Below are 18,648 nucleotides of genomic sequence, written 5' to 3' on the forward strand. Positions count from 1 at the left end.
CCTCTTTGAAGTCAATCCAAGATGGAGATCAACTTTGCGTTAGCGGAGGGGCGATGTGCCGACTGGATGCGGTCTGTTCCTGTTGTCAGTCGATTTAGCGAACGCTAATATCTGGACATGGAGAGAACAGGAAGGCGATATGGACCCTGTGACTGAAATCGAACTTCGGGCCATTCATGCGTTCGTTTCGGCCCGCATTCCTTATACGTCCAGAGTCGCCCGGCTTATGCGGACCACCACAGAGGCCTTTCACTTCTCTGGACGGTATTATGCGAGCACGCTCGCAAAGGGCATCAACCTGACAATAAGTCGGCATGCAGCAGAGTTGATGGCTGTTTCCAATAGGGCAGAATTCAGCAAGGGAACCATCTTGGAGCACATGCTCCCGCTGAAAGCGATGTATGCCGAAATGCTCACGTTGGGTAGCCAGGTGAGCTTTGAGCAGATTGTGTCATACTTCACCGACACGCTTCAGAAGTGCCCCCTGGTCACGGTGACCAAGGAGGAAGACCGCCGGCTTCGCAACGACTTGCCGCATCCTGAGCGCTACCCTGCCGCCGGCATCGAAATCGGATCTCTGGACGCAATGACGTTTGGTTCGATGCCGAGGTGGACTCCTTTGAAAAGGGAGGACCTTATTGTGCCTGGCAATCCCGAGGTCGAGGGCGAAGCCGATTTCGAGCCGGTTCAGGCAGCTCGAAGAGGGCATTTGAGCTGGGGTGCCGGAGACCTCGAATTCGAGTAGCTCGACATAGCTGCCAAACCACGGGAGGACAGAGGATGGGGCAAATTTCTGAAGCGCACTATGCCAAGATGAAAACGAAGTTTCGCTTAGACGTGGCCAGTTTCCTCGCCGCAGTGGCAACAGGGAAGGGGACAATCACCTACGGCGAACTTTCCAGAAAGTTCGGCGTGGCTACAAGAGGCTGGGGCGACATTCTCGGCGGCATAGCGATTTGGTGTTATGAAGTAGGGCATCCATTGCTCCCTGTGATCGTTGTGAAGGCTTCCACCAAGATGCCCTCAGAAGCGGCCGTTCTGTACTCCGATCTCGGCTTGCGGTCTGACGCCCTGATTATCCAGGAGCAGCAGAAATGCTTTCTGACCGATTGGGAAGCAACGCCCCTCAAAGCCAGCGGCTTAGCTCCGTCGAGCGGTAACTGTGGAGAATTCTCGTCCGCAACTCCGCCCGGCGCTGTCGCTCGATCCGTCGATAAACTCCCAAAATAACAATTGGCCACAAACTCAGCCGTGCCTGACCATCCGCGCCGGATTGCCGACCACCGTGGTGTTGTCAGGCACGTCGCGCGTCACCACCGCGCCGGCGCCGACTATGGCGCCATCGCCGATGCTGATGCCGCCGAGGATGATGGCGCTGCCGCCGATCCAGGCGTCATTGCCGATGGTGACCGGCCGGGCAATCTCCAGTCCCGACTGACGGCCCGCGGCCTCCTTGTGGTGCTCGGCGCAGTAGATCTGCACATTGGGGCCGAGAAGCGTCCGCCTGCCGATACGCACCGGCGCGGGGTCGAGGATGGTGCAGCCGGCATTGAGGAAGGCGCCGTCGCCGAGATGGATGTTGAAACCGTAGGCGCAGTGGAAAGGCGCCTCGATCCGGGAGCCTGCGCCCGCGCTGCCGAGCAGCGCCAATAGCGTCGGGCCGATATTGCCGCGTTGCTGGGGCGGCAGCGCGTTGTGCTCGAACACCGCATCGAGCGCGATCACGCGGAGCGCCTCCAGTTCGTCGTCGATGCAGGTGTACCATTCGCCTGCAATCATCCTTGTGCGTTCGCTTCCGGCCATCACAGCGACTCCGTCCCCTCGTCGTGTTCGACTGTTTACCAAAGTACAATGCTCACTGATGGAAGAAGCACCATCGCCTACTCTCGTCAAACGCAGGACCTATGCTAGCTTGCCCTCGTGGGCCAGTCCCGGGCCTGCTTTCGAGGGGATCTACATGCTCTATTTGCTTGCACTTCTGATCGGCGTCATTGCCGGTCTTCGCGCCATGACCGCGCCGGCCGCGATCGCCTGGGGCGCGTATCTCGGCTGGCTGCCGGTGGCCGGCACCTGGGCAAGTTTCATGGGCCATTGGGCCGCCGTCGGTATCTTCACCATCCTCGCCATCGTCGAACTGGTCACCGACCAGCTGCCCTCGACGCCGAGCCGCAAGGTGCCGCAGCAATTCGGCGCCCGCATCCTGCTTGGCGCCTTCAGCGGCGCGGTGATCGGCGCCACTGCCGGTTCCACCATTGGCGGCCTGATTGCCGGCGCCATCGGTGCCGTCATCGGCACCTATGGCGGCGCCGAAGCGCGCGGCCGGTTGGCCGCCGCCTTCGGCAAGGATTTGCCTGCCGCCCTCATCGAGGACGCGGTGGCGATCATCGGCGGCCTGCTGATCGTGGCGGCGGTGGTATGACTGCCCAAGCCTCAGACGCCAAGACATACGACGCCATCATCATCGGCGCCGGACAGGCCGGCCCTCCTCTCGCCGGCCGGCTGACGTCAGCCGGCATGAGCGTGGCGCTGATCGAGCGCAAGCTGGTCGGCGGCACCTGCGTCAACACCGGCTGCATGCCGACCAAGACCATGGTCGCCAGCGCCTATGCCGCGCATCTGGCGCGGCGTGCCGCGGACTACGGCGTGACGTTCTCAGGCCCTGTCGGCGTGGACTACAAGAGGATCAAGGCGCGCAAGGACAAGGTCACCAACGACTCCCGCAGCAATCTGGAGACGTGGATCGCCGGCATGAAGGGCTGCACGCTTTATCGCGGCCATGCCCGCTTCGAATCCGCCAACACCGTGCGTGTCGGCGACGACCTTCTGACCGCCGAAAAGATCTTCCTCAACACCGGCGGCCGCGCCTCGGTGCCCGACCTGCCGGGCGTCAACGACGTCGACTACCTCACCAACTCCTCGATGATGGATCTCGATGTTTTGCCGCGCCATCTCATCGTCGTCGGCGGCAGCTACATCTCTCTTGAATTCGCGCAGATGTTTCGCCGCTTCGGCTCTGAAGTCACCGTCATCGAGAAGAGTTCGCGCCTGACCGGCCGCGAGGACGAGGACGTGTCGGCGGCCATCCTATCGATCCTCGAAAACGAAGCCATAGAAGTCCATGTCGGCGCCGACGACATCCGCTTTGCCAGACAGGGCAAGGACATCGCCGTGACCTTCTCATCCGGCAAGCCGCCGGCGGTCGGCTCGCATGTGCTTCTGGCACTCGGCCGCACCCCCAACACCGACGATCTTGGCCTCGATAAGGCCGGCGTCGCGGTCGATCTGCGCGGCTTCGTCACCGTCGACGACCAGCTGCGCACCAGCGTGCCCGGCATCTGGGCAATGGGCGACTGCAACGGCAAGGGCGCCTTCACCCACACCTCCTACAACGATTATGAGATCGTCGCCGCCAATCTGCTCGACGACGATCCGCGCAAGGTCAGCGACCGCATCGAGGCCTATGCGCTCTACATCGATCCGCCGCTCGGCCGCTGCGGCATGACCGAGGCGGCGGTGAAGAAATCCGGGCGCAAGGCGCTGGTCGGCCAGCGGCCAATGACCCGCGTCGGCCGCGCCATCGAAAAGGGCGAGACGCAAGGTTTCATGAAGATCCTGGTCGATGCCGACACCAGGCAAATCCTCGGCTGCTCCGTGCTCGGCCCCGGCGGCGACGAGGCGGTGCACTGCGTGCTCGACCTGATGTACGCCAAGGCGCCGGTCGATACGCTGGCGCGCGCCGTGCATATCCACCCCAACGTCTCGGAGCTGTTGCCAACCATCGCCCAGGAGCTGAAGCCGCTCGCCTGACATAGCTCCGCGTCAAGCTCAGCGCTTTCTGCATTGGTGCGTTGCAGCAATGTGCATTGCGCGCGGCAAGGCTTCTCGTTCAGTCTGAATTGAACCGATTCAGTCTGGATTTTCCATGCCTTTGCCGATCCTTGCGCTTGCCATTGCGTCCTTTTGCATCGGCACCACCGAATTCGTCATCATGGGCCTGTTGCCGGAGGTTGCGGCCGATCTCGGCGTGTCGATCCCCTCGGCCGGCCTGCTGGTCACCGGCTATGCGCTGGGCGTCGTCTTCGGCGCACCCATCGTCGCCATGGCCACCGCGCATCTGCCGCGCAAGCCGGTGCTGGTCGCGCTGACGGCGATGTTCGTCGTCGGCAATCTGCTCTGCGCCATTGCGCCCAATTACTGGCTTCTGATGGCCGCGCGCGTCTTCACCGCGTTCGGTCATGGCGCCTTTTTCGGCATTGGTTCCGTCGTTGCCGCCAGCCTGGTGCCGCGCAACAAGCGCGCCAGCGCCATGGCGATGATGTTCGCGGGATTGACGCTCTCCAACATTCTCGGCGTTCCTGCCGGCACCGCGCTTGGCGAAGCCTTCGGCTGGCGCTCCACCTTCTTCGCCGTCGTCGGCATCGGCCTGATCTCTGTTGCCGCCATCGCCTGGCTGGTGCCATCCAATGTCGTCGAACCGAGCGGCGGCGGCCTGCGCAGCGAACTGCGCGTGCTGGGCAAGCTGCAGGTCTGGCTCGCCATGCTGATCGCCTCGCTGGCCTCGGCCAGCCTGTTTGCCGTCTTCACCTACATCAAGCCCTACCTTACCGATGTCTCCGGCCTGTCGACCTCCGCGGTCACCTGGGTCCTGCTGCTGTTCGGCGCCGGCATGACCATAGGCAACATCATCGGCGGCCGGCTGGCCGACTGGAAATTGATGCCGACGGTCATCGGCACGCTGCTTTTGATGGCAGTTCTGTTTGTCGGCTTCATGCAGTTCGGCGCTATCGCCAGCGTCGCCATCGGCGTCGTCTTCTTGTGGGGACTGCTGATCTTCGTCGTCGTGCCGCCGCTGCAGATCCGCGTCGTCGAAGCGGCTTCGGAAGGGCCGAACCTCGCCGCCACGCTCAACCAGGGCGCATTCAATATCGGCAATGCCAGCGGCGCCTGGATCGGCGGCGTGGCTCTGTCGGCCGGCGTTTCCTATGCTCATTTGCCGCTGGTCGGCGCGGTGCTGGCCCTGCTGGCGGTCAGCGTAGCCGTTGTCTCGCAGGCGCTCGAAGGATCGGCGCCGATAACGACGGTTCCGGCCGCCGCCGAATAATTCCATTGCGCCCATGGCGGCGCGAACTGGACCAATCGACAGCCCTTCGGCAAAAGTGCATGTGTTCTGCCTCTTATCCTGGAGGCATCCCATGCAGAAATCGATCGAACGCATCGCCGGCGACACCGAAGGCGTTTCCTACGAATTCCCGGTGTTCCGCTTCGCCGGCACTGATAAGGCCGCACCCTCGGCCTATCTGCAGGCAGCACTCCACGCCGGTGAATTGCCTGGTGTCGTCGCCATCGACGCGCTGATGCCGGCGCTGAACAAGGCCGAAGCGGAAGGCCGCATCAAGGGCAGCATCACGGTCGTGCCCTGGGCCAATCCGATCGGCCGCGCGCAATATCATTTCGGCGAGCACCAGGGCCGCTTTCATCTCGGCACCCGCAACAATTTCAACCGCGGCTTTCCGTTGCTCGCAGCACCGGACGCCAAGCTTTTGCCCGACACCACGCTTGGCACCCCCGACCAGCGATTGAAGACCCGTCTGGTGCAGCTGTCGCTCGGCCACGACATCGTGCTCGACCTGCATTGCGATGACGAGGGCCTTGCCTATCTCTACGTCCACGCCAGCCTGTGGCCGGCGATGGCCGATTGCGCCGCCGCCATGGGTATCGACGCCGTGGTGTTGTGGAGCGAGGACACCGACGGCACCTTCGAGGGCGCCACGATCATGCCCTACCAGAACGTCCCCGCCAACGTGGCGAAGCTCGACCGCCGCGTTGCCACCACGGTAGAATACCGTGGCATGCTGGATGTCGACGGCGCGCTGGCAAGTTCCGATGCCGAAGGCCTTTACCGGCTGCTGGCGGCGCGCGGCGTCATCGCCGATACCTCCCTTCCCGCACCCGGCGCGTTCAAGGGCCTCGTCGCGCCGCTCGAGAACATCGACATGATGCCGGCGCCCCGGGCCGGCGCCATCCTCTACGACGTCAAGCCCGGCGACCGAGTCGCCAAGGGCGCGCGCCTCGCCACCATCGTCCACACACCGGGCGAGGCCGGCGGCCGCACCGAAGTGCTGGCGCCGCAGGACGGCGTCATCCTGACCCGCCGCTCGCGCCGCATCATCCGCGCCGGCGAGGATCTCTTGAAGCTGGTCGGCGACAAGAAGAGCGCCGACGCGAGGTCAGGCACGCTGGAGGACTGAGCTAACCCGAAATCGCCAGCCGCGCCTTGGCCTCCAGCCATTCGGCCATCTGCCGGTACGGCACCGGGCCGTGGCTGACACGGGCGACACCAAGCTCGGCCAGGCGCTGGCGCGGCGGCACATGCGCCAGCGCGATGATGTTGACCGGCAATGCCGTCGCCTTGCACAGCGCCTCGATCAGACCCTCGTCGCCGAGCCCCGGCGCAAAGAAGCCGCTAGCTCCTGCCTTTTCATAAGCGTGCGCCCGCTCGATGGCCTGGTCGAGCAGCACGCTGTCATGCGCATCCGGCTTGGCCTTGAGGAAAATGTCGGTACGGGCGTTGATGTAGGCGGGAATGCCGGAAGCCTTCACCGCCGCCGCTGCCGCCTCGATCCGCTTCACCTGTACCGCGATGTCGTGCAGACCAGCGCCGCCGACGATCTGGTCCTCGAAATTGAAACCGATGGCGCCGGCCTGCAGGGCACGTGTCACCGTCTGGGCGACAGTCTCCGGCTCGACGCCGTAGCCGCCTTCGAGGTCCATGGTCACCGGCAGGTCGACTGCCGCCACGATGCGCCTGATGTTGTCCAGCGCCAGCTCCAGCGGAATTTTCTCGCCATCGGCATAACCAAAAGCAGCCGCGACCGGCCAGCTTCCGGTGGCGATCGCCTTGGCGCCCGCCCTCTCGACGATCTTGGCCGAGCCCGGATCCCAGGCATTGTAGAGAACGATCGGGTTGCCCTTGACATGAAGGGCATGGAACGTGCGTGCGCGCTCGATCTGCTCGGTCATTGCTGTCTTCCCGTCTTTCCGATGTTGGACGAACAGTCTAGGCAGGACCCCAAGCCTTGGCGATGTGCCATGGGCTGCAGAAGCGGCGGCCACAAACAGGCCTTTCAAACCTGTTGCGCATCCGGCTATTCGCCGCTATGGATTTCGCCCATGAACATGCGCTCGATCAAGACCATTTGGTGGTGGGCTCGCTGACAGCGGCCTGTTCGAACGCGTGCGCGTGAAAATAGAGGGTGGCCGCAACGGAATGTCCGGGCGGCCATTTGTTTTTTCAAAGCCAGTCCCGGGTCCGTTGCCCCAACAAGCCATATGGAGACGGCAATGACGATGAAGGCTCTGGAAAACGGCGCGGAAAGCTTCGTGACCGCAGGTGGTGTCACCATCACCCGCGAACGCCACGACAAGCCTTACGCCGGTGCGATCGATGCCTATGTCGATGGCTTGAACTCGCGCCGTGGTGCGGTGTTTTCCTCGAATTACGAATATCCGGGCCGCTACACACGCTGGGATACGGCCATCATCGATCCGCCGCTGGTGATTTCCGCGCGTGGCCGCGCCATGCGCATCGAGGCGCTGAATGGCCGTGGCGAAGTGCTGCTGCCGGTGATCGGCAAGACGCTGGCCGGCGTTGCCGAGGTGACGATTGCTGAAACCTCGAAAAAGCTGATCCGCCTCGATGTCGCCAAGCCCGGCCGCGTCTTCACAGAGGAAGAGCGCAGCCGCGTCCCCTCTGTGTTTACTGTGCTGCGCGCCATCACCGCTCTGTTCAAGACCGATGAAGACGCCAATCTCGGCCTTTACGGCGCCTTCGGTTACGACCTCGCCTTCCAGTTCGATCCAGTCGACTACAAGCTCGAGCGCAAACAGAGCCAGCGCGATCTCGTGCTGTTCCTGCCTGACGAGATCCTGGTCGTCGACCATTATTCGACCAAGGCCTGGACCGACCGCTACGACTATTCCGGCGACGGTTTTTCAACCGAGGGGCTGCCGCGCGACGAAATCGCCGAACCGTTCAAGACCGCCGACCGCATCCCGCCGCGCGGCGACCATGAGCCTGGCGAATACGCCAATCTGGTGCGCAAGGCGATGGATAGTTTCAAGCGCGGCGACCTGTTCGAGGTCGTGCCCGGGCAGATGTTCTACGAACGCTGCGAGACGCAGCCTTCCGAAATCTCGCGCAAGCTGAAGTCGATCAACCCGTCGCCCTATTCCTTCTTCATCAATCTCGGCGAAAACGAGTATCTGATCGGCGCCTCGCCCGAAATGTTCGTGCGCGTCAACGGCCGCCGCGTCGAGACCTGCCCGATCTCCGGCACCATCAAGCGCGGCGACGACGCCATTTCCGATAGCGAGCAGATCCTGAAGCTGCTCAACTCCAAGAAGGATGAATCCGAGCTGACAATGTGCTCGGACGTCGACCGCAACGACAAGTCCAGGGTCTGCGATCCGGGCTCGGTGCGCGTCATCGGCCGCCGCCAAATCGAGATGTATTCGCGCCTGATCCACACAGTCGATCACATCGAAGGGCGCCTGCGCGAAGGCATGGACGCCTTCGACGCCTTCCTGTCGCATGCCTGGGCGGTCACCGTCACCGGTGCGCCGAAACTATGGGCGATGCGCTTCATCGAGCAGAACGAAAAGAGCCCGCGTGCCTGGTATGGCGGCGCCATCGGCATGGTCAATTTCAACGGCGACATGAACACCGGCCTGACCTTGCGCACCATCCGCATCAAGGACGGCATCGCCGAGGTGCGCGCCGGCGCCACGCTGCTCTTCGACAGCATCCCCGAGGAAGAAGAAGCCGAAACCGAACTGAAGGCATCCGCCATGCTCTCCGCCATCCGCGACGCCAAATTGGGCAATGCCGCAGGCGCCGAACGCACCACCGCGCGCGTTGGCGACGGCGTCAACATCCTGCTCGTCGACCACGAGGACTCCTTTGTCCACACACTGGCCAACTATTTCCGCCAGACCGGTGCCAATGTCTCGACCGTGCGTTCGCCGGTGCCGGAAGAAGTCTTCGAACGGCTGAAGCCCGATCTCGTCGTGCTGTCGCCCGGACCGGGCACGCCGAAGGATTTCGACTGCGCCGCGACCATCAAGAACGCCCGCGCCCGCGACCTGCCGATCTTCGGCGTCTGCCTTGGCCTGCAGGCGCTGGCCGAGGCCTATGGCGGCGAACTCAGGCAGTTGCACGTGCCGATGCACGGCAAGCCGTCGCGCATCCGCGTCTCCAAGCCCGGAATCATCTTCTCCGGCCTGCCCAAGGAAGTGACCGTCGGCCGCTACCACTCGATCTTTGCCGATCCGGTGCGGCTGCCCGACGATTTCATCGTCACCGCCGAGACCGAGGATGGCATCATCATGGCCTTCGAACACCGCAAGGAGCCGATCGCCGCCGTCCAGTTCCATCCGGAATCGATCATGACGCTCGGCCACAATGCCGGCATGCGCATCATCGAAAACATCGTTGCGCATCTGCCGCGCAAGGCCAAGGAAAAGGCCGCTTAGAAACGATGGCGGCGACGGACAACATGGCGGCGATCGCAGCGAAGGCAGCGGCCAGGCAAAGGATCGCCAGCCTTGCCTTCTGGTCGATTGTCATCGCCTGCGTGGTGCTCGCGCTCAAGCTTGCCGCATGGTACGTCACCGGCTCCGTTGCGCTCTATTCGGATGCGCTGGAGTCGATCGTCAACGTCATAGCCTCGGCCGCCGCCTATTGGGCGGTCCTGGTCAGCTACAAGCCGGCCGACCAGGACCATCCGTTCGGCCACCACAAGGCCGAGTATTTTTCGGCGGTGCTGGAAGGCGTGCTGATCGTGCTCGCCGCGCTTTTGATCCTCAACGAGGTCTGGCGCTTCTGGCAGACGCCGACCCCGCTCGAACAACCCTGGGAGGGCCTGGCGATCAACGGCGTCGCCACCGTCATCAACGCCTTCTGGGCCTGGACGCTGATCCGCGCCGGGCGCAGCGCAAAATCACCGGCGCTGGTCGCCGACGGCCGGCACATCATGACCGACGTCGTGACCTCGGTCGGCGTCTTCGGCGGCCTCGTCGGCGCTATCCTGACCGGTTGGCAGATCCTTGATCCGGCGCTTGCCGTCATCGTCGCGCTCAACATCCTGTGGCAGGGCTGGCACGTCATCGGCTCGTCGATGAACGGGCTGATGGACCGCGCAGTGGACACGACCGAACACATGCACATTCGCGACATCATCTCGGCCAATTGCAAGGGCGCGCTGGAGGTTCATGACCTCAAGACCCGCATCGCCGGCCGCGCCACCTTCATTGAGTTCCACCTGGTCGTCGACGCCGACATGACGGTCGGCGCCAGCCACGTCATTTGCGACCGCATCGAGGACGCGCTGAAGGCCGAAATCCCCTCGGTGCGCGTCACCATCCATGTCGAACCGGACGACGAGGCGAAGCTGCCGAAAGGCACGACGGCGGTGCCGTTCGCGTAAGGCGAGTTACCACGTTTCGATAGTGAGATCTTTGATCCGCTCGAATTCCCGGATATTGCGGGTTATCAGTGTGAGGTCCCGAGCACGTGCCTGCCCGCCAATCAGCGCATCGTAGGGACCAATCGGGGTTCCCAGTGCCGCAAGCCCAGCACGAATCTCACCGGCATGTCTCGCGTCGTCTCGGTCGAATTCGAGTACCGGGAACTGCAAAGCTTCGATGCGCGCCAGATTTTGGACCTTTCGCTGGCTCTTTTCAGCGCCGTAGTACAGCTCATGCAAAACGACCGCCGAGAGAGCAAAGTCTTGTGGTGCATGCCGTTTGAGCAAAGCCAGCAGGCCCTCGTCGCCCGCGATGATCGCTATGACGGCATTGGTGTCGAGCAGGTAGGTCACTTAAAGAGGTCATCCAAAGCAGGTCGATCCTGACCATCCTGACGCTCCAGCGCTCCCTGGACGAAATCGTCGTCAACAGGTCCGATGACCTGGTCGAGCCATGCCCAATCCTGCGCAAGCGGCTCCAAGATGACAGTTTGCCCATGACGACGGATCGAAACCTCGTCTGCCTCGAACCGAAACTCCTTAGGCAAGCGCACAGCTTGTGACCGGCCTGACCAGAACACCTTTGCCTTGTCCATGTGCTATCCTCAAATGAGATATAGCAAAGATATATACCATGGTAGCGTCATAGACAAGATCGAACTCAACGAGTGCAGGCCGACTGTGGCATAGCCTCCAACCGGTAGACCTTGTCATCGGACTTGGTCTTGCCATCCGCCGAGCACAGATCGACAATCGCCAGGCTGCTATTGGGGTTGGCCAGCATCAGGGTGCCGTTGGCGCCGCGCTTGAGGAAGATTTCCTTTTGCGCGATATCGCAGGAAAAATTGCTCATCCTCGAACTGGCCGCGCAGCGCCATTGATCCGCTTCGCCCTGGCAGGAATAGGTCTGCGTGACCTTCGTCCCGTTCTTCCTGGTGGTCACCGAAACCGCGATGTCTGCGCCGTCGGGCCAATTTGTGACATCGCCGCCTGAGGCGAAGGAGGCAAGCTCGACCGGTCCGCGGAAGACCCGGATCGACTGCGTCAGCTTGGGTGAGAGCTCAGGTGCGCGGCATCGTAATTGCGTCCGAAGCAGAAAGGCTGGTCCGGCTTCAGCCGCTCGCGCAACGGCGCACCCAGCGCCGGATCGATCGGATCGATCTTGGCGAATTCGGCCTTGCAGGTTGCCGCCGGCATCGGGTCGAGGCGGAAATTGTCGTCCTCTGAGCCCAGCGCCTGCCGATCATATTCAGCCTCGCCCAGTTCGTCTTCCGATCCGGCGTCGAGATAGAGATCGGACGAAACATCGGTGAGGATCAGGCGGCCTTTGTCATCGAGTTTCAGCGAAGCCATGGTGCGGTCGCAGTCCATGCCGCAGCGGATCGGGCCCGACTTGCCGTCCTCCGACTCGTGATTGCACCAGCCGCCGGCCCATTGCGGCGTCTTGGCGCCACGCACCGTGGTGGTGAGAAAGCCATTGTAGGAGGTGTCCGCATTCGCCGTCGGCTCCTCGTTCGGATGGCTCACCGGATCATGGCCATAGAGGAAGAAAATCCGCGCCACCTTCTGCTTCGGATGCGCCTTGAGATGGGCTGCGTCATAGACACGGCCGAAACAGGCATCGGCGCCACTCGCACTGAGTTGGGGCAATTTAAGCGCATCGTCGGCCACGGCCGAACCCGCAAGTGCGCCGAGCAGCATGGCGCCAAATCCGGCGACGGCGAAATTCTTCCACTTCCTGAATGCCACTGGACCCCCTCCTCGCATCGACAGGACGTAACGTCAATTTATGCTAGTATCATGGCCGCAGCCACGCAATTTTCTATGAGCACCAGCCGAGGAGGATGCCATGCGCCGACGCGACATTTTCCGTGCCAGCCTTGCCGGCGCCGCCGGCCTGTTCGGCCTGGGCCGGGCGGCCGCCGCCGAGGACAGACCGAAGGTGGCCTATCATCTCAGCGACCTCGACAAGGTCAATTTTGTGCTCGGCAACATCAAGAACCACTATGAAGGCACCGGCGGCAATTTCGACATCGTGCTGGTCGTGCATGGTCCCGCCCTTGCCGGTTTCAAGTCGAAAGGCATATCGGCGGCGATTTCGGGACGCTTTGCCGGCCTCGTCCAGCAGGGTCTTGAGCCGCATGCTTGCGGCAACACAATGCAAAGCATGGAGATCACCCTTGCCGACCTGCTCGATGGTTTTCACGCCGCCGACAAGGGCGGCGTCGTCAAACTCGCCGAGTTGCAGCGCCAGGGCTACGCTTATCTCAGGCCATAAGCCGCCACGGACTTGAACGTGAAGGCGGTGTAAGCTTACGAAGGGAGAGCAGACATCCCGAAGGAAAAGTGCCCATGACCGCGACCGCTCTTGTCATCCCAGATCTTGCCGGCAAGGCGGTGCTGGTCACCGGCGCCTCGACCGGCATAGGTGCGGCCCTCGCGCTCGCCTATGCCGCGCAGAAATGCCGTGTCGCGCTGCATTACAATTCGAGCCGCGAGGCGGCCGAGACGCTGGCCAAGACCATCTGCGATGACGGCGGCGAGGTGTTTCTAACCCAGGGCGACTTCTCGCAGGCCGCGGATGTCGAGCGTGTCGTCGAGGAGAGCGCAGAGCATTTCGGCCGGCTCGACGGGCTGGTCAACAATGCCGGCGGCATGCTTGGCCGCGTACCTTATGCCGAGCAAACCGAGGCGCATTACGACGCGGTGATGGACCTCAACGCCCGCTCGGTGCTGACGGCGTCACGCAAGGCGATGCCATGGCTGAAGAAGCAGGGCGGCTTCATCGTCAACACCTCGTCGATCGCCGCGCGCAATGGCGCCGGCGGCGGCGCCGGGCTCTACGGCTCGGCCAAGGCCTTTGTCTCCAATGTGACGCGCGGCATGGCCAAGGAACTGATCGGCTTCGGCATCCGCGTAAACGCGGTGGCGCCGGGCACCATCGCGACACCCTTCCATGAGCGCTATTCCACCGACGAGCAGATGAAGGGCATGGTCGCCACCATTCCTCAAGGGCGTGCCGGCACGGCCGAAGACTGCGTCGGCGCCTATCTCTTCCTGTCCTCCGATCTCCTGAGTGGTTACATCACCGGCCAGGTGATCGAGGTGAACGGTGGCCAGTTGATGCCGTGAGCCGGCAATTGCATACTGCGTCTCGCAACCATGCATGTCGTGCGCACGTTTGCTGAGGTTGGAAGAAAGGGGAGAGGCAATGTACGGATTGATCGGAAAGATGCGGACGGCGCGCGGCCAGCGCGACGCGATCATGGATGTGCTGCTAGCCTCGACCGGCGCCATGCCGGGTTGCCTGAGTTATGTCATCGCCCGCGACCCGGCCGATGCCGACGCGATCTGGGTGACCGAAGTGTGGACCGACGCCGCAAGCCACAAGGCTTCGCTGCAGCTGCCGGAGGTCCACGCAGCGATCGCCAAGGCCCGGCCGATCATCGCCGGCTTCGAATTCCAGGTCGAGACCCATCCGGCCGGCGGTTTCGGCTTACCCGCTGTCAAGAACGAGTGACATCCCAACGCGGGGTCGGGGTCGTTAATTTCTTCCGAGACAGCGTTCGCATTTTTCTCCTCCAGGTCTAAGACCCAAACATGGACTCTTCGCCAGACCAACCGGCCGTCGAACGCATGGCGGGCATGCGTCCGGTCCGACAATGGCTGGTGCTGCTGATCGTCTCGCTGCTGTTCGCCGGCGCGCTGGAATACGCCGCACTGCCGGCGGCCCTGCTGATCGGCCCGATGCTGGCGGCGATCCTTGCCGGCACCAATGGCGCCACGGTGCGCGTGCCGCGGCTGCTGTTCGCCGCTGCCCAGGCCGTGGTCGGCTGTCTGGTCGCGGCGTCGATCTCGGTCGACATCTTTTCGGTGTTCTACAAGGAATGGCTGCTGTTCCTCGTCGTGGTGTTGGCGACCCTTGCGGCGTCCAGCCTGCTTGGCTGGCTGATCAGCCGCTGGCGCATCCTGCCCGGCACCACCGCGGTCTGGGGTTCGTCGCCGGGTGCTGCCACTGCCATGGTGCTGATGGCCGGTGCCTTTGGCGCCGATCAGCGCCTCGTCGCCTTCATGCAGTATCTGCGCGTCATCTTCGTCTCGATGACGGCAGCACTCGTCGCCAAGATGTGGGTCGACACTTCGGGCATCGAGGTACCAGCCATCGTCTGGTTCCCGCCGATCGAACCGGCAGCCTTTGCCGCCACGCTCGGCGTGGCGCTGTTCGGCGGCCTGCTCGGCCGGTTGTGCCGGCTGCCGTCACCCTTCTTCCTCGGCACTTTCATCTTTGGCACCATCGTCCATCTCGGCTTCGGCGTGGCGATGCAATTGCCGCCATGGCTGCTGGCGCTCTCCTATGCGATGGTCGGCTGGTCGATAGGGCTGAATTTTACCCGGGCGATCCTGCGTCATGCCACACGGGCGCTGCCGCAGATCGTCGGTTCTATCGTCGTGCTGATCGCCTTTTGCGGCGGGCTAGCCTGGCTGATCAGCCACGTCCTTGGTATCGATCCGCTGACCGCCTATCTCGCGACCAGCCCCGGCGGCATGGACAGCGTCGCCATCATTGCCGCCGCCGCCCAGAACGTCGACATATCCTTCGTCATGGCCTTGCAGTCGGCCCGCTTCCTGGTCGTGCTCATCGCCGGGCCGAGCATAGCGCGGCTGGTGGCGAGAGCCGTCAGGGACTGAGATTCAAATATGCAGGGAAGAGGAAAAGTGCCCATGAACCGTCGTGTGAATTCCGTCGATCTCTCAGGCCGGGTCGCCGTGGTGACCGGCGGCGCGCAAGGCATCGGCCTTGCCGTCGCCCGGCGACTGCTGTCATCGGGTGCCAGCGTCGCCATCTGGGATGTGGACGAGACCGCCATGGCGAAGGCCGTTTCCGAACTCGCCCCGCTCGGCCGGGTCGAGGGTTTGCTGTGCGATCAATCGCTGATGGAGGCCGTCGACAGCGCCGCGACCGAAACCGAGCGCTCGCTTGGTCCGGTCGATCTGCTGGTAAACAATGCCGGCATCGCCGGACCGGCAGCGGCGGTGGCGGATTATGATCCTGCCGCCTGGCGCCAGATAATCGACATCGACCTCAACGGCGTCTTCTACTGCTGCAAGCGCCTGGTGCCCGGCATGATCGCGCGCAGCTACGGCCGCATCGTCAACATCGCCTCGGTCGCAGGCAAGGAAGGCAATCCGAATGCCGCCGCCTATTCCGCCGCCAAGGCCGGCGTGCTCGCGCTGACAAAATCGCTCGGTAAGGAGTTGGCTGGCCACGACATCGCCGTCAACGCGCTGACCCCATCGCCCGCCCGCACCCGCATCCTCGAACAGCTCACTGAGGCCCAGGTCGCCTACATGCTGGGCAAGGTGCCGCGAGGCCGGTTCGTCGAAGTCGAAGAGGCGGCTGCGATGATCGCCTTCATGCTATCGGACGAAAATTCCTTCACCACCGGCGCAACGTTCGATCTCTCCGGCGGCCGCGCCACCTACTGAGAAGCGCCGCTGTTCCTTGCTGTCGCAGTCGCTGTCGGCCGCGAAGGACTAATTCAAGAGCCGCTCAGCGTCGCGGCAAGCCGGTCGGGAAGAAAGTCGACGAAGGCGCGAACCTTTGGCGACAAATGGCGATTGGACGGCCAAAGCAACCGGAACTGGCCGCGGCCGTCGACATGATCGTCCAGCACCGTGCGCAGCAGGCCGTCACGCAGCGCCTCGCGGACCAGGAAATCGGGCATCGAGCTGATGCCGAGCCCGGCCATCGTGGCGCCCTTCAGCGCCTCCGTGTTGTTGCAGGTCAGCATCGAGCGGACCTGCGGCTCGGCGCTGCCGCCGATGAACGGCCAGCCTTGCAGCTTGCCGCTGTTGGGAAAGCGGAAGCGGATGCCGTAATGGTTCACGAGATCGTCCGGGCGGCTCGGGTTGCCGTGCTGCTCGATATAGGAGGGTGCCGCACACAACAGCAGCCGGAAGGGTGCAAGCGGCCGCGCCACCAGGCGCGAATCCGGCAGGTCGCCGCTGCGGATCGCGATGTCGACGCCTTCGTCGATGAGGTCGACGATGCGGTCGTTAAAGTCGATGTCGAGTTCGATTTCGGGATAGCGCGCCATGAACTCGGACAGCACCGGGAACAGCAAATGATAGGTCACGATCGGCGTCGAAACGCGCAGCCGCCCATGCGGTGTTTCGCGGCTCCGCGACAGCATCGCCTCGGCATCGTCGATGTCGTCGAGGATGCGCCGCACCCGCTCGTTGAACAGCTTGCCCTCTTCGGTCAGGCCGATGCGGCGCGTGCTGCGCTGAAGCAACCTGACGCCGAGATCCTGCTCGAGCCTGGCGACGCTCTTGCCGACGGCCGATGCCGAGATGCCGAGCGTGCGGCCCGCAGCGATGAAGCTGCCGAACTCAGCCGTGCGGGCAAAGGCCAGGAGCCCATTGAGGCGTTCCATCGCATCTCTCCATTCGAGCGTTTCAGTCCGGTATATCTGGAGATTTAACACTATTTTTCTCGAAGTGTCGCGAGCCTATCTTCCCGTTACGACCGGCGCAGCAAGCTTGCGGCAGGCCGGCGGATCCTGGTTCAGATAGGAAATCCATGACCTCGAAGACCACAAACGGCGCGGTCGCGCCATGGCTTGTCCTGTTGTCGGTATGCCTTGCCGCCATGACAATGCCCTTGACCTTCACCGGCCCGGCCGTCGCGCTTTCCCGCATTGCGGCCGACCTCGGCGGCAGCCCGATCGCGCTCAACTGGGTGACCAACGCCTTCATGCTGACCTTCGCCGCCACCTTGATGGCATCAGGCGCGCTGGCCGACAATCATGGCCGCAAGCGGCTCTTCCTTGTTGGCCTCGCCACCTATGTGCTGGCATCGCTGGGATCGATGTTTGCCCCTGATATCGTCTGGTTCGATGTGCTCAGGGCTGCGCAAGGGCTCGGCAGTGCCGCCGCCTTTGCCGGCGGCGCCTCCGCTCTTGCCCAGGAATTCGATGGGCCATTGCGGCTGCGCGCCTTCTCCTTCCTCGGCACCAGTTTCGGCATCGGCCTCGCTTTTGGGCCGATCGCGTCGGGCCTGCTCATAGATGCTTTCGGCTGGCGATCGATCTTCGTCTTGGTGGCAGTGCTCGCGATTGCAGCCGCTTTGCTCGGCCTGCGCACCATCAGGGAATCGCGCGATCCGGATGCGACCGGCCTCGACTGGGCGGGAGCCGGCACCTTTACGATCGCGCTGGCATCGCTGACCTACGGCGTGCTGCAAGCGCCGCAGAGCGGCTGGACCGATCCCCTGGTGATCGGGCTTCTCGTGGCGGCCGCCCTTTGCTTTGCCGCTTTCGTCGTCGTCGAGCGGCGCGTGCGCCGGCCGATGCTCGATCTCTCGCTGTTCCGCTTTCCCCGCTTCGTCGGCGTCCAGTTCCTGGCGGCCGCTCCCGCCTATGGCTTCGTCGTCCTGCTGGTGCTGTTGCCTATCCGCTTCATCGGCATCGAGGGGATGAGCGAGATCAAGGCGGGGCAGTTGATGATCTGCCTGTCGGGACCGCTGTTGATCCTGCCACTGCTCGCCGGCCAGGTAGCGCGCTGGATCGCTCCGGCAACGATCTGCGGTGTCGGCCTGCTTGTGGCCGCCGGCGGCCTTGTCTGGCTGAGCCTGACACCGCCTGTCGTCGCAGCGCTGGTGGCGCCGCTGATCCTCATCGGCGTCGGCATCGCCTTGCCCTGGGGGCTGATGGACGGACTTGCCGTCGGCGTCGTGCCGAAAGAGCGTGCCGGCATGGCGGTCGGCATCTTCAACACCACCCGCGTCGCTTGCGAAGGCGTGGCGCTGGCGATCGTCATGGCAGTCCTGTCGGGTTTCACGGCAGCCCAACTGGCGGCTCAGGGAACGGCGTCTTCCCTGGATGCAACCGCCGCCGCGCAGCTGCTGGTGACCGGCAACATCGGCGAAGCGGCAGCCCGCTTGCCGGGTGCCGGAGCCACGGTCCTGGTCCAGGCCTATGAGATCGCGTTCGACAGGCTGCTGATCGTGCTGGCGGCAATCACCATCGTCACCGCCCTTGTCGTCTTTCTCGGCTTGCGCCGTGGATCGGCGGTGGAACACGAGACCATTGCTCTGCCGGTTTGCCAGGAAGGGTAGCTGAGC

At 63.5% G+C, this 18,648-nt stretch carries 21 protein-coding genes; 14 read left to right on the forward strand and 7 right to left on the reverse strand.

The annotated features are described in order from the left end of the window. The first annotated feature begins 139 nt into the window (after positions 1 to 139). Both NKI46_RS00825 and NKI46_RS00830 read left to right on the forward strand, forming a co-directional pair. The gene (locus NKI46_RS00825; RefSeq protein ID WP_023683658.1) at positions 140 to 745 is read left to right on the forward strand and encodes a hypothetical protein; all 606 of its coding nucleotides are present in this window, start codon (positions 140 to 142) and stop codon (positions 743 to 745) included. Between the two features lie 35 nt (positions 746 to 780). Beyond that, positions 781 to 1,230: a hypothetical protein gene (locus tag NKI46_RS00830; RefSeq protein ID WP_023713959.1), complete on the forward strand. Its 450-nt coding sequence runs from the start codon at positions 781 to 783 to the stop codon at positions 1,228 to 1,230. Positions 1,231 to 1,245: 15 nt separating this feature from the next. Here the strand turns inward: NKI46_RS00830 and NKI46_RS00835 are convergent, their stop codons facing one another. After that, positions 1,246 to 1,803, reverse strand: coding sequence for a sugar O-acetyltransferase (locus NKI46_RS00835; RefSeq protein WP_023683657.1), 558 nt, complete (start codon positions 1,801 to 1,803; stop codon positions 1,246 to 1,248). A 154-nt stretch (positions 1,804 to 1,957) separates the two neighbouring features. On the opposite strand from NKI46_RS00835, the gene NKI46_RS00840 reads away from it, so the two are divergent. From NKI46_RS00840 to NKI46_RS00855, 4 genes are all read left to right on the forward strand, one after another. After that, the gene (locus NKI46_RS00840) at positions 1,958 to 2,419 is read left to right on the forward strand and encodes a membrane protein (RefSeq protein WP_023695827.1); all 462 of its coding nucleotides are present in this window, start codon (positions 1,958 to 1,960) and stop codon (positions 2,417 to 2,419) included. Further along, positions 2,416 to 3,807, forward strand: coding sequence for an FAD-containing oxidoreductase (locus tag NKI46_RS00845; protein WP_023737783.1), 1,392 nt, complete (start codon positions 2,416 to 2,418; stop codon positions 3,805 to 3,807). Before NKI46_RS00840 ends, NKI46_RS00845 begins: the two co-directional genes overlap by 4 nt. A gap of 115 nt (positions 3,808 to 3,922) precedes the next feature. Continuing rightward, positions 3,923 to 5,101, forward strand: a complete 1,179-nt coding sequence (locus NKI46_RS00850) for an MFS transporter (RefSeq protein WP_023737782.1) — start codon at positions 3,923 to 3,925, stop codon at positions 5,099 to 5,101. A gap of 91 nt (positions 5,102 to 5,192) precedes the next feature. Then, positions 5,193 to 6,248, forward strand: a complete 1,056-nt coding sequence (locus NKI46_RS00855) for a succinylglutamate desuccinylase/aspartoacylase family protein (RefSeq protein WP_352744292.1) — start codon at positions 5,193 to 5,195, stop codon at positions 6,246 to 6,248. Between the two features lies 1 nt (position 6,249). On the opposite strand, the gene NKI46_RS00860 is transcribed toward NKI46_RS00855, so the two are convergent. After that, positions 6,250 to 7,020: an isocitrate lyase/PEP mutase family protein gene (locus NKI46_RS00860; RefSeq protein ID WP_352744295.1), complete on the reverse strand. Its 771-nt coding sequence runs from the start codon at positions 7,018 to 7,020 to the stop codon at positions 6,250 to 6,252. A 321-nt stretch (positions 7,021 to 7,341) separates the two neighbouring features. Between NKI46_RS00860 and NKI46_RS00865 the strand changes: the two genes are divergently transcribed. Further along, a complete protein-coding gene (locus NKI46_RS00865) occupies positions 7,342 to 9,531 on the forward strand; it encodes an anthranilate synthase (RefSeq protein WP_023669977.1) in 2,190 nt (729 codons plus the stop codon). Between the two features lie 23 nt (positions 9,532 to 9,554). Further along, positions 9,555 to 10,484 (forward strand): cation diffusion facilitator family transporter, encoded by a 930-nt coding sequence (locus tag NKI46_RS00870; protein ID WP_196814886.1) that lies wholly within the window; start codon positions 9,555 to 9,557, stop codon positions 10,482 to 10,484. A gap of 6 nt (positions 10,485 to 10,490) precedes the next feature. On the opposite strand, the gene NKI46_RS00875 is transcribed toward NKI46_RS00870, so the two are convergent. The 4 genes from NKI46_RS00875 to NKI46_RS00890 all read right to left on the reverse strand — a co-directional run bounded on the left by NKI46_RS00875 (position 10,491) and on the right by NKI46_RS00890 (position 12,272). After that, on the reverse strand, positions 10,491 to 10,877 hold the full coding sequence (locus NKI46_RS00875; protein ID WP_023724991.1) for a type II toxin-antitoxin system VapC family toxin: 387 nt from the start codon (positions 10,875 to 10,877) through the stop codon (positions 10,491 to 10,493). Continuing rightward, entirely contained in the window at positions 10,874 to 11,119 is a 246-nt protein-coding gene (locus tag NKI46_RS00880) for an antitoxin (RefSeq protein WP_023724992.1), read from the reverse strand. Before NKI46_RS00880 ends, NKI46_RS00875 begins: the two co-directional genes overlap by 4 nt. Before the next feature lie 65 nt (positions 11,120 to 11,184). Beyond that, positions 11,185 to 11,466 (reverse strand): hypothetical protein, encoded by a 282-nt coding sequence (locus tag NKI46_RS00885; protein WP_352744299.1) that lies wholly within the window; start codon positions 11,464 to 11,466, stop codon positions 11,185 to 11,187. Between the two features lie 101 nt (positions 11,467 to 11,567). Next, positions 11,568 to 12,272, reverse strand: coding sequence for a hypothetical protein (locus tag NKI46_RS00890; RefSeq protein ID WP_352744301.1), 705 nt, complete (start codon positions 12,270 to 12,272; stop codon positions 11,568 to 11,570). Between the two features lie 100 nt (positions 12,273 to 12,372). Between NKI46_RS00890 and NKI46_RS00895 the strand changes: the two genes are divergently transcribed. From NKI46_RS00895 to NKI46_RS00915, 5 genes are all read left to right on the forward strand, one after another. Beyond that, positions 12,373 to 12,801 carry a DsrE family protein gene (locus NKI46_RS00895; RefSeq protein ID WP_352654030.1) on the forward strand — a complete coding sequence of 143 codons (429 nt, stop codon included), beginning with the start codon at positions 12,373 to 12,375 and terminating at the stop codon, positions 12,799 to 12,801. Positions 12,802 to 12,875: 74 nt separating this feature from the next. After that, positions 12,876 to 13,655, forward strand: coding sequence for an SDR family NAD(P)-dependent oxidoreductase (locus NKI46_RS00900; protein ID WP_352673447.1), 780 nt, complete (start codon positions 12,876 to 12,878; stop codon positions 13,653 to 13,655). Positions 13,656 to 13,734: 79 nt separating this feature from the next. After that, on the forward strand, positions 13,735 to 14,043 hold the full coding sequence (locus tag NKI46_RS00905) for a putative quinol monooxygenase (protein ID WP_352744305.1): 309 nt from the start codon (positions 13,735 to 13,737) through the stop codon (positions 14,041 to 14,043). A gap of 80 nt (positions 14,044 to 14,123) precedes the next feature. Continuing rightward, complete coding sequence (locus tag NKI46_RS00910) at positions 14,124 to 15,212, forward strand: AbrB family transcriptional regulator (protein ID WP_352654024.1); 1,089 nt, start codon at positions 14,124 to 14,126, stop codon at positions 15,210 to 15,212. 45 nt (positions 15,213 to 15,257) lie between these two features. After that, complete coding sequence (locus tag NKI46_RS00915; protein ID WP_502896784.1) at positions 15,258 to 16,010, forward strand: SDR family NAD(P)-dependent oxidoreductase; 753 nt, start codon at positions 15,258 to 15,260, stop codon at positions 16,008 to 16,010. A gap of 53 nt (positions 16,011 to 16,063) precedes the next feature. Here NKI46_RS00915 and NKI46_RS00920 read toward each other — a convergent pair whose 3' ends face one another. Next, entirely contained in the window at positions 16,064 to 16,960 is an 897-nt protein-coding gene (locus tag NKI46_RS00920) for a LysR family transcriptional regulator (RefSeq protein WP_023669967.1), read from the reverse strand. A 146-nt stretch (positions 16,961 to 17,106) separates the two neighbouring features. On the opposite strand from NKI46_RS00920, the gene NKI46_RS00925 reads away from it, so the two are divergent. Further along, positions 17,107 to 18,642 (forward strand): MFS transporter, encoded by a 1,536-nt coding sequence (locus tag NKI46_RS00925; protein ID WP_023686183.1) that lies wholly within the window; start codon positions 17,107 to 17,109, stop codon positions 18,640 to 18,642. The last annotated feature ends 6 nt before the right edge of the window (positions 18,643 to 18,648 follow it).

Source organism: Mesorhizobium sp. M0615 (assembly GCF_040320805.1).
GTDB lineage: Bacteria > Pseudomonadota > Alphaproteobacteria > Rhizobiales > Rhizobiaceae > Mesorhizobium.

Bases quoted from the DNA above. Each gene is read 5' to 3' on its own strand.
- NKI46_RS00825 (WP_023683658.1), top strand. From the start codon at position 140: ATGGACCCTGTGACTGAAATCGAACTTCGGGCCATTCATGCGTTCGTT.
- NKI46_RS00830 (WP_023713959.1), top strand. From the start codon at position 781: ATGGGGCAAATTTCTGAAGCGCACTATGCCAAGATGAAAACGAAGTTT.
- NKI46_RS00835 (WP_023683657.1), bottom strand. From the start codon at position 1,803: ATGGCCGGAAGCGAACGCACAAGGATGATTGCAGGCGAATGGTACACC.
- NKI46_RS00840 (WP_023695827.1), top strand. From the start codon at position 1,958: ATGCTCTATTTGCTTGCACTTCTGATCGGCGTCATTGCCGGTCTTCGC.
- NKI46_RS00845 (WP_023737783.1), top strand. From the start codon at position 2,416: ATGACTGCCCAAGCCTCAGACGCCAAGACATACGACGCCATCATCATC.
- NKI46_RS00850 (WP_023737782.1), top strand. From the start codon at position 3,923: ATGCCTTTGCCGATCCTTGCGCTTGCCATTGCGTCCTTTTGCATCGGC.
- NKI46_RS00855 (WP_352744292.1), top strand. From the start codon at position 5,193: ATGCAGAAATCGATCGAACGCATCGCCGGCGACACCGAAGGCGTTTCC.
- NKI46_RS00860 (WP_352744295.1), bottom strand. From the start codon at position 7,020: ATGACCGAGCAGATCGAGCGCGCACGCACGTTCCATGCCCTTCATGTC.
- NKI46_RS00865 (WP_023669977.1), top strand. From the start codon at position 7,342: ATGACGATGAAGGCTCTGGAAAACGGCGCGGAAAGCTTCGTGACCGCA.
- NKI46_RS00870 (WP_196814886.1), top strand. From the start codon at position 9,555: ATGGCGGCGATCGCAGCGAAGGCAGCGGCCAGGCAAAGGATCGCCAGC.
- NKI46_RS00880 (WP_023724992.1), bottom strand. From the start codon at position 11,119: ATGGACAAGGCAAAGGTGTTCTGGTCAGGCCGGTCACAAGCTGTGCGC.
- NKI46_RS00895 (WP_352654030.1), top strand. From the start codon at position 12,373: ATGCGCCGACGCGACATTTTCCGTGCCAGCCTTGCCGGCGCCGCCGGC.
- NKI46_RS00900 (WP_352673447.1), top strand. From the start codon at position 12,876: ATGACCGCGACCGCTCTTGTCATCCCAGATCTTGCCGGCAAGGCGGTG.
- NKI46_RS00905 (WP_352744305.1), top strand. From the start codon at position 13,735: ATGTACGGATTGATCGGAAAGATGCGGACGGCGCGCGGCCAGCGCGAC.
- NKI46_RS00910 (WP_352654024.1), top strand. From the start codon at position 14,124: ATGGACTCTTCGCCAGACCAACCGGCCGTCGAACGCATGGCGGGCATG.
- NKI46_RS00920 (WP_023669967.1), bottom strand. From the start codon at position 16,960: ATGGAACGCCTCAATGGGCTCCTGGCCTTTGCCCGCACGGCTGAGTTC.
- NKI46_RS00925 (WP_023686183.1), top strand. From the start codon at position 17,107: ATGACCTCGAAGACCACAAACGGCGCGGTCGCGCCATGGCTTGTCCTG.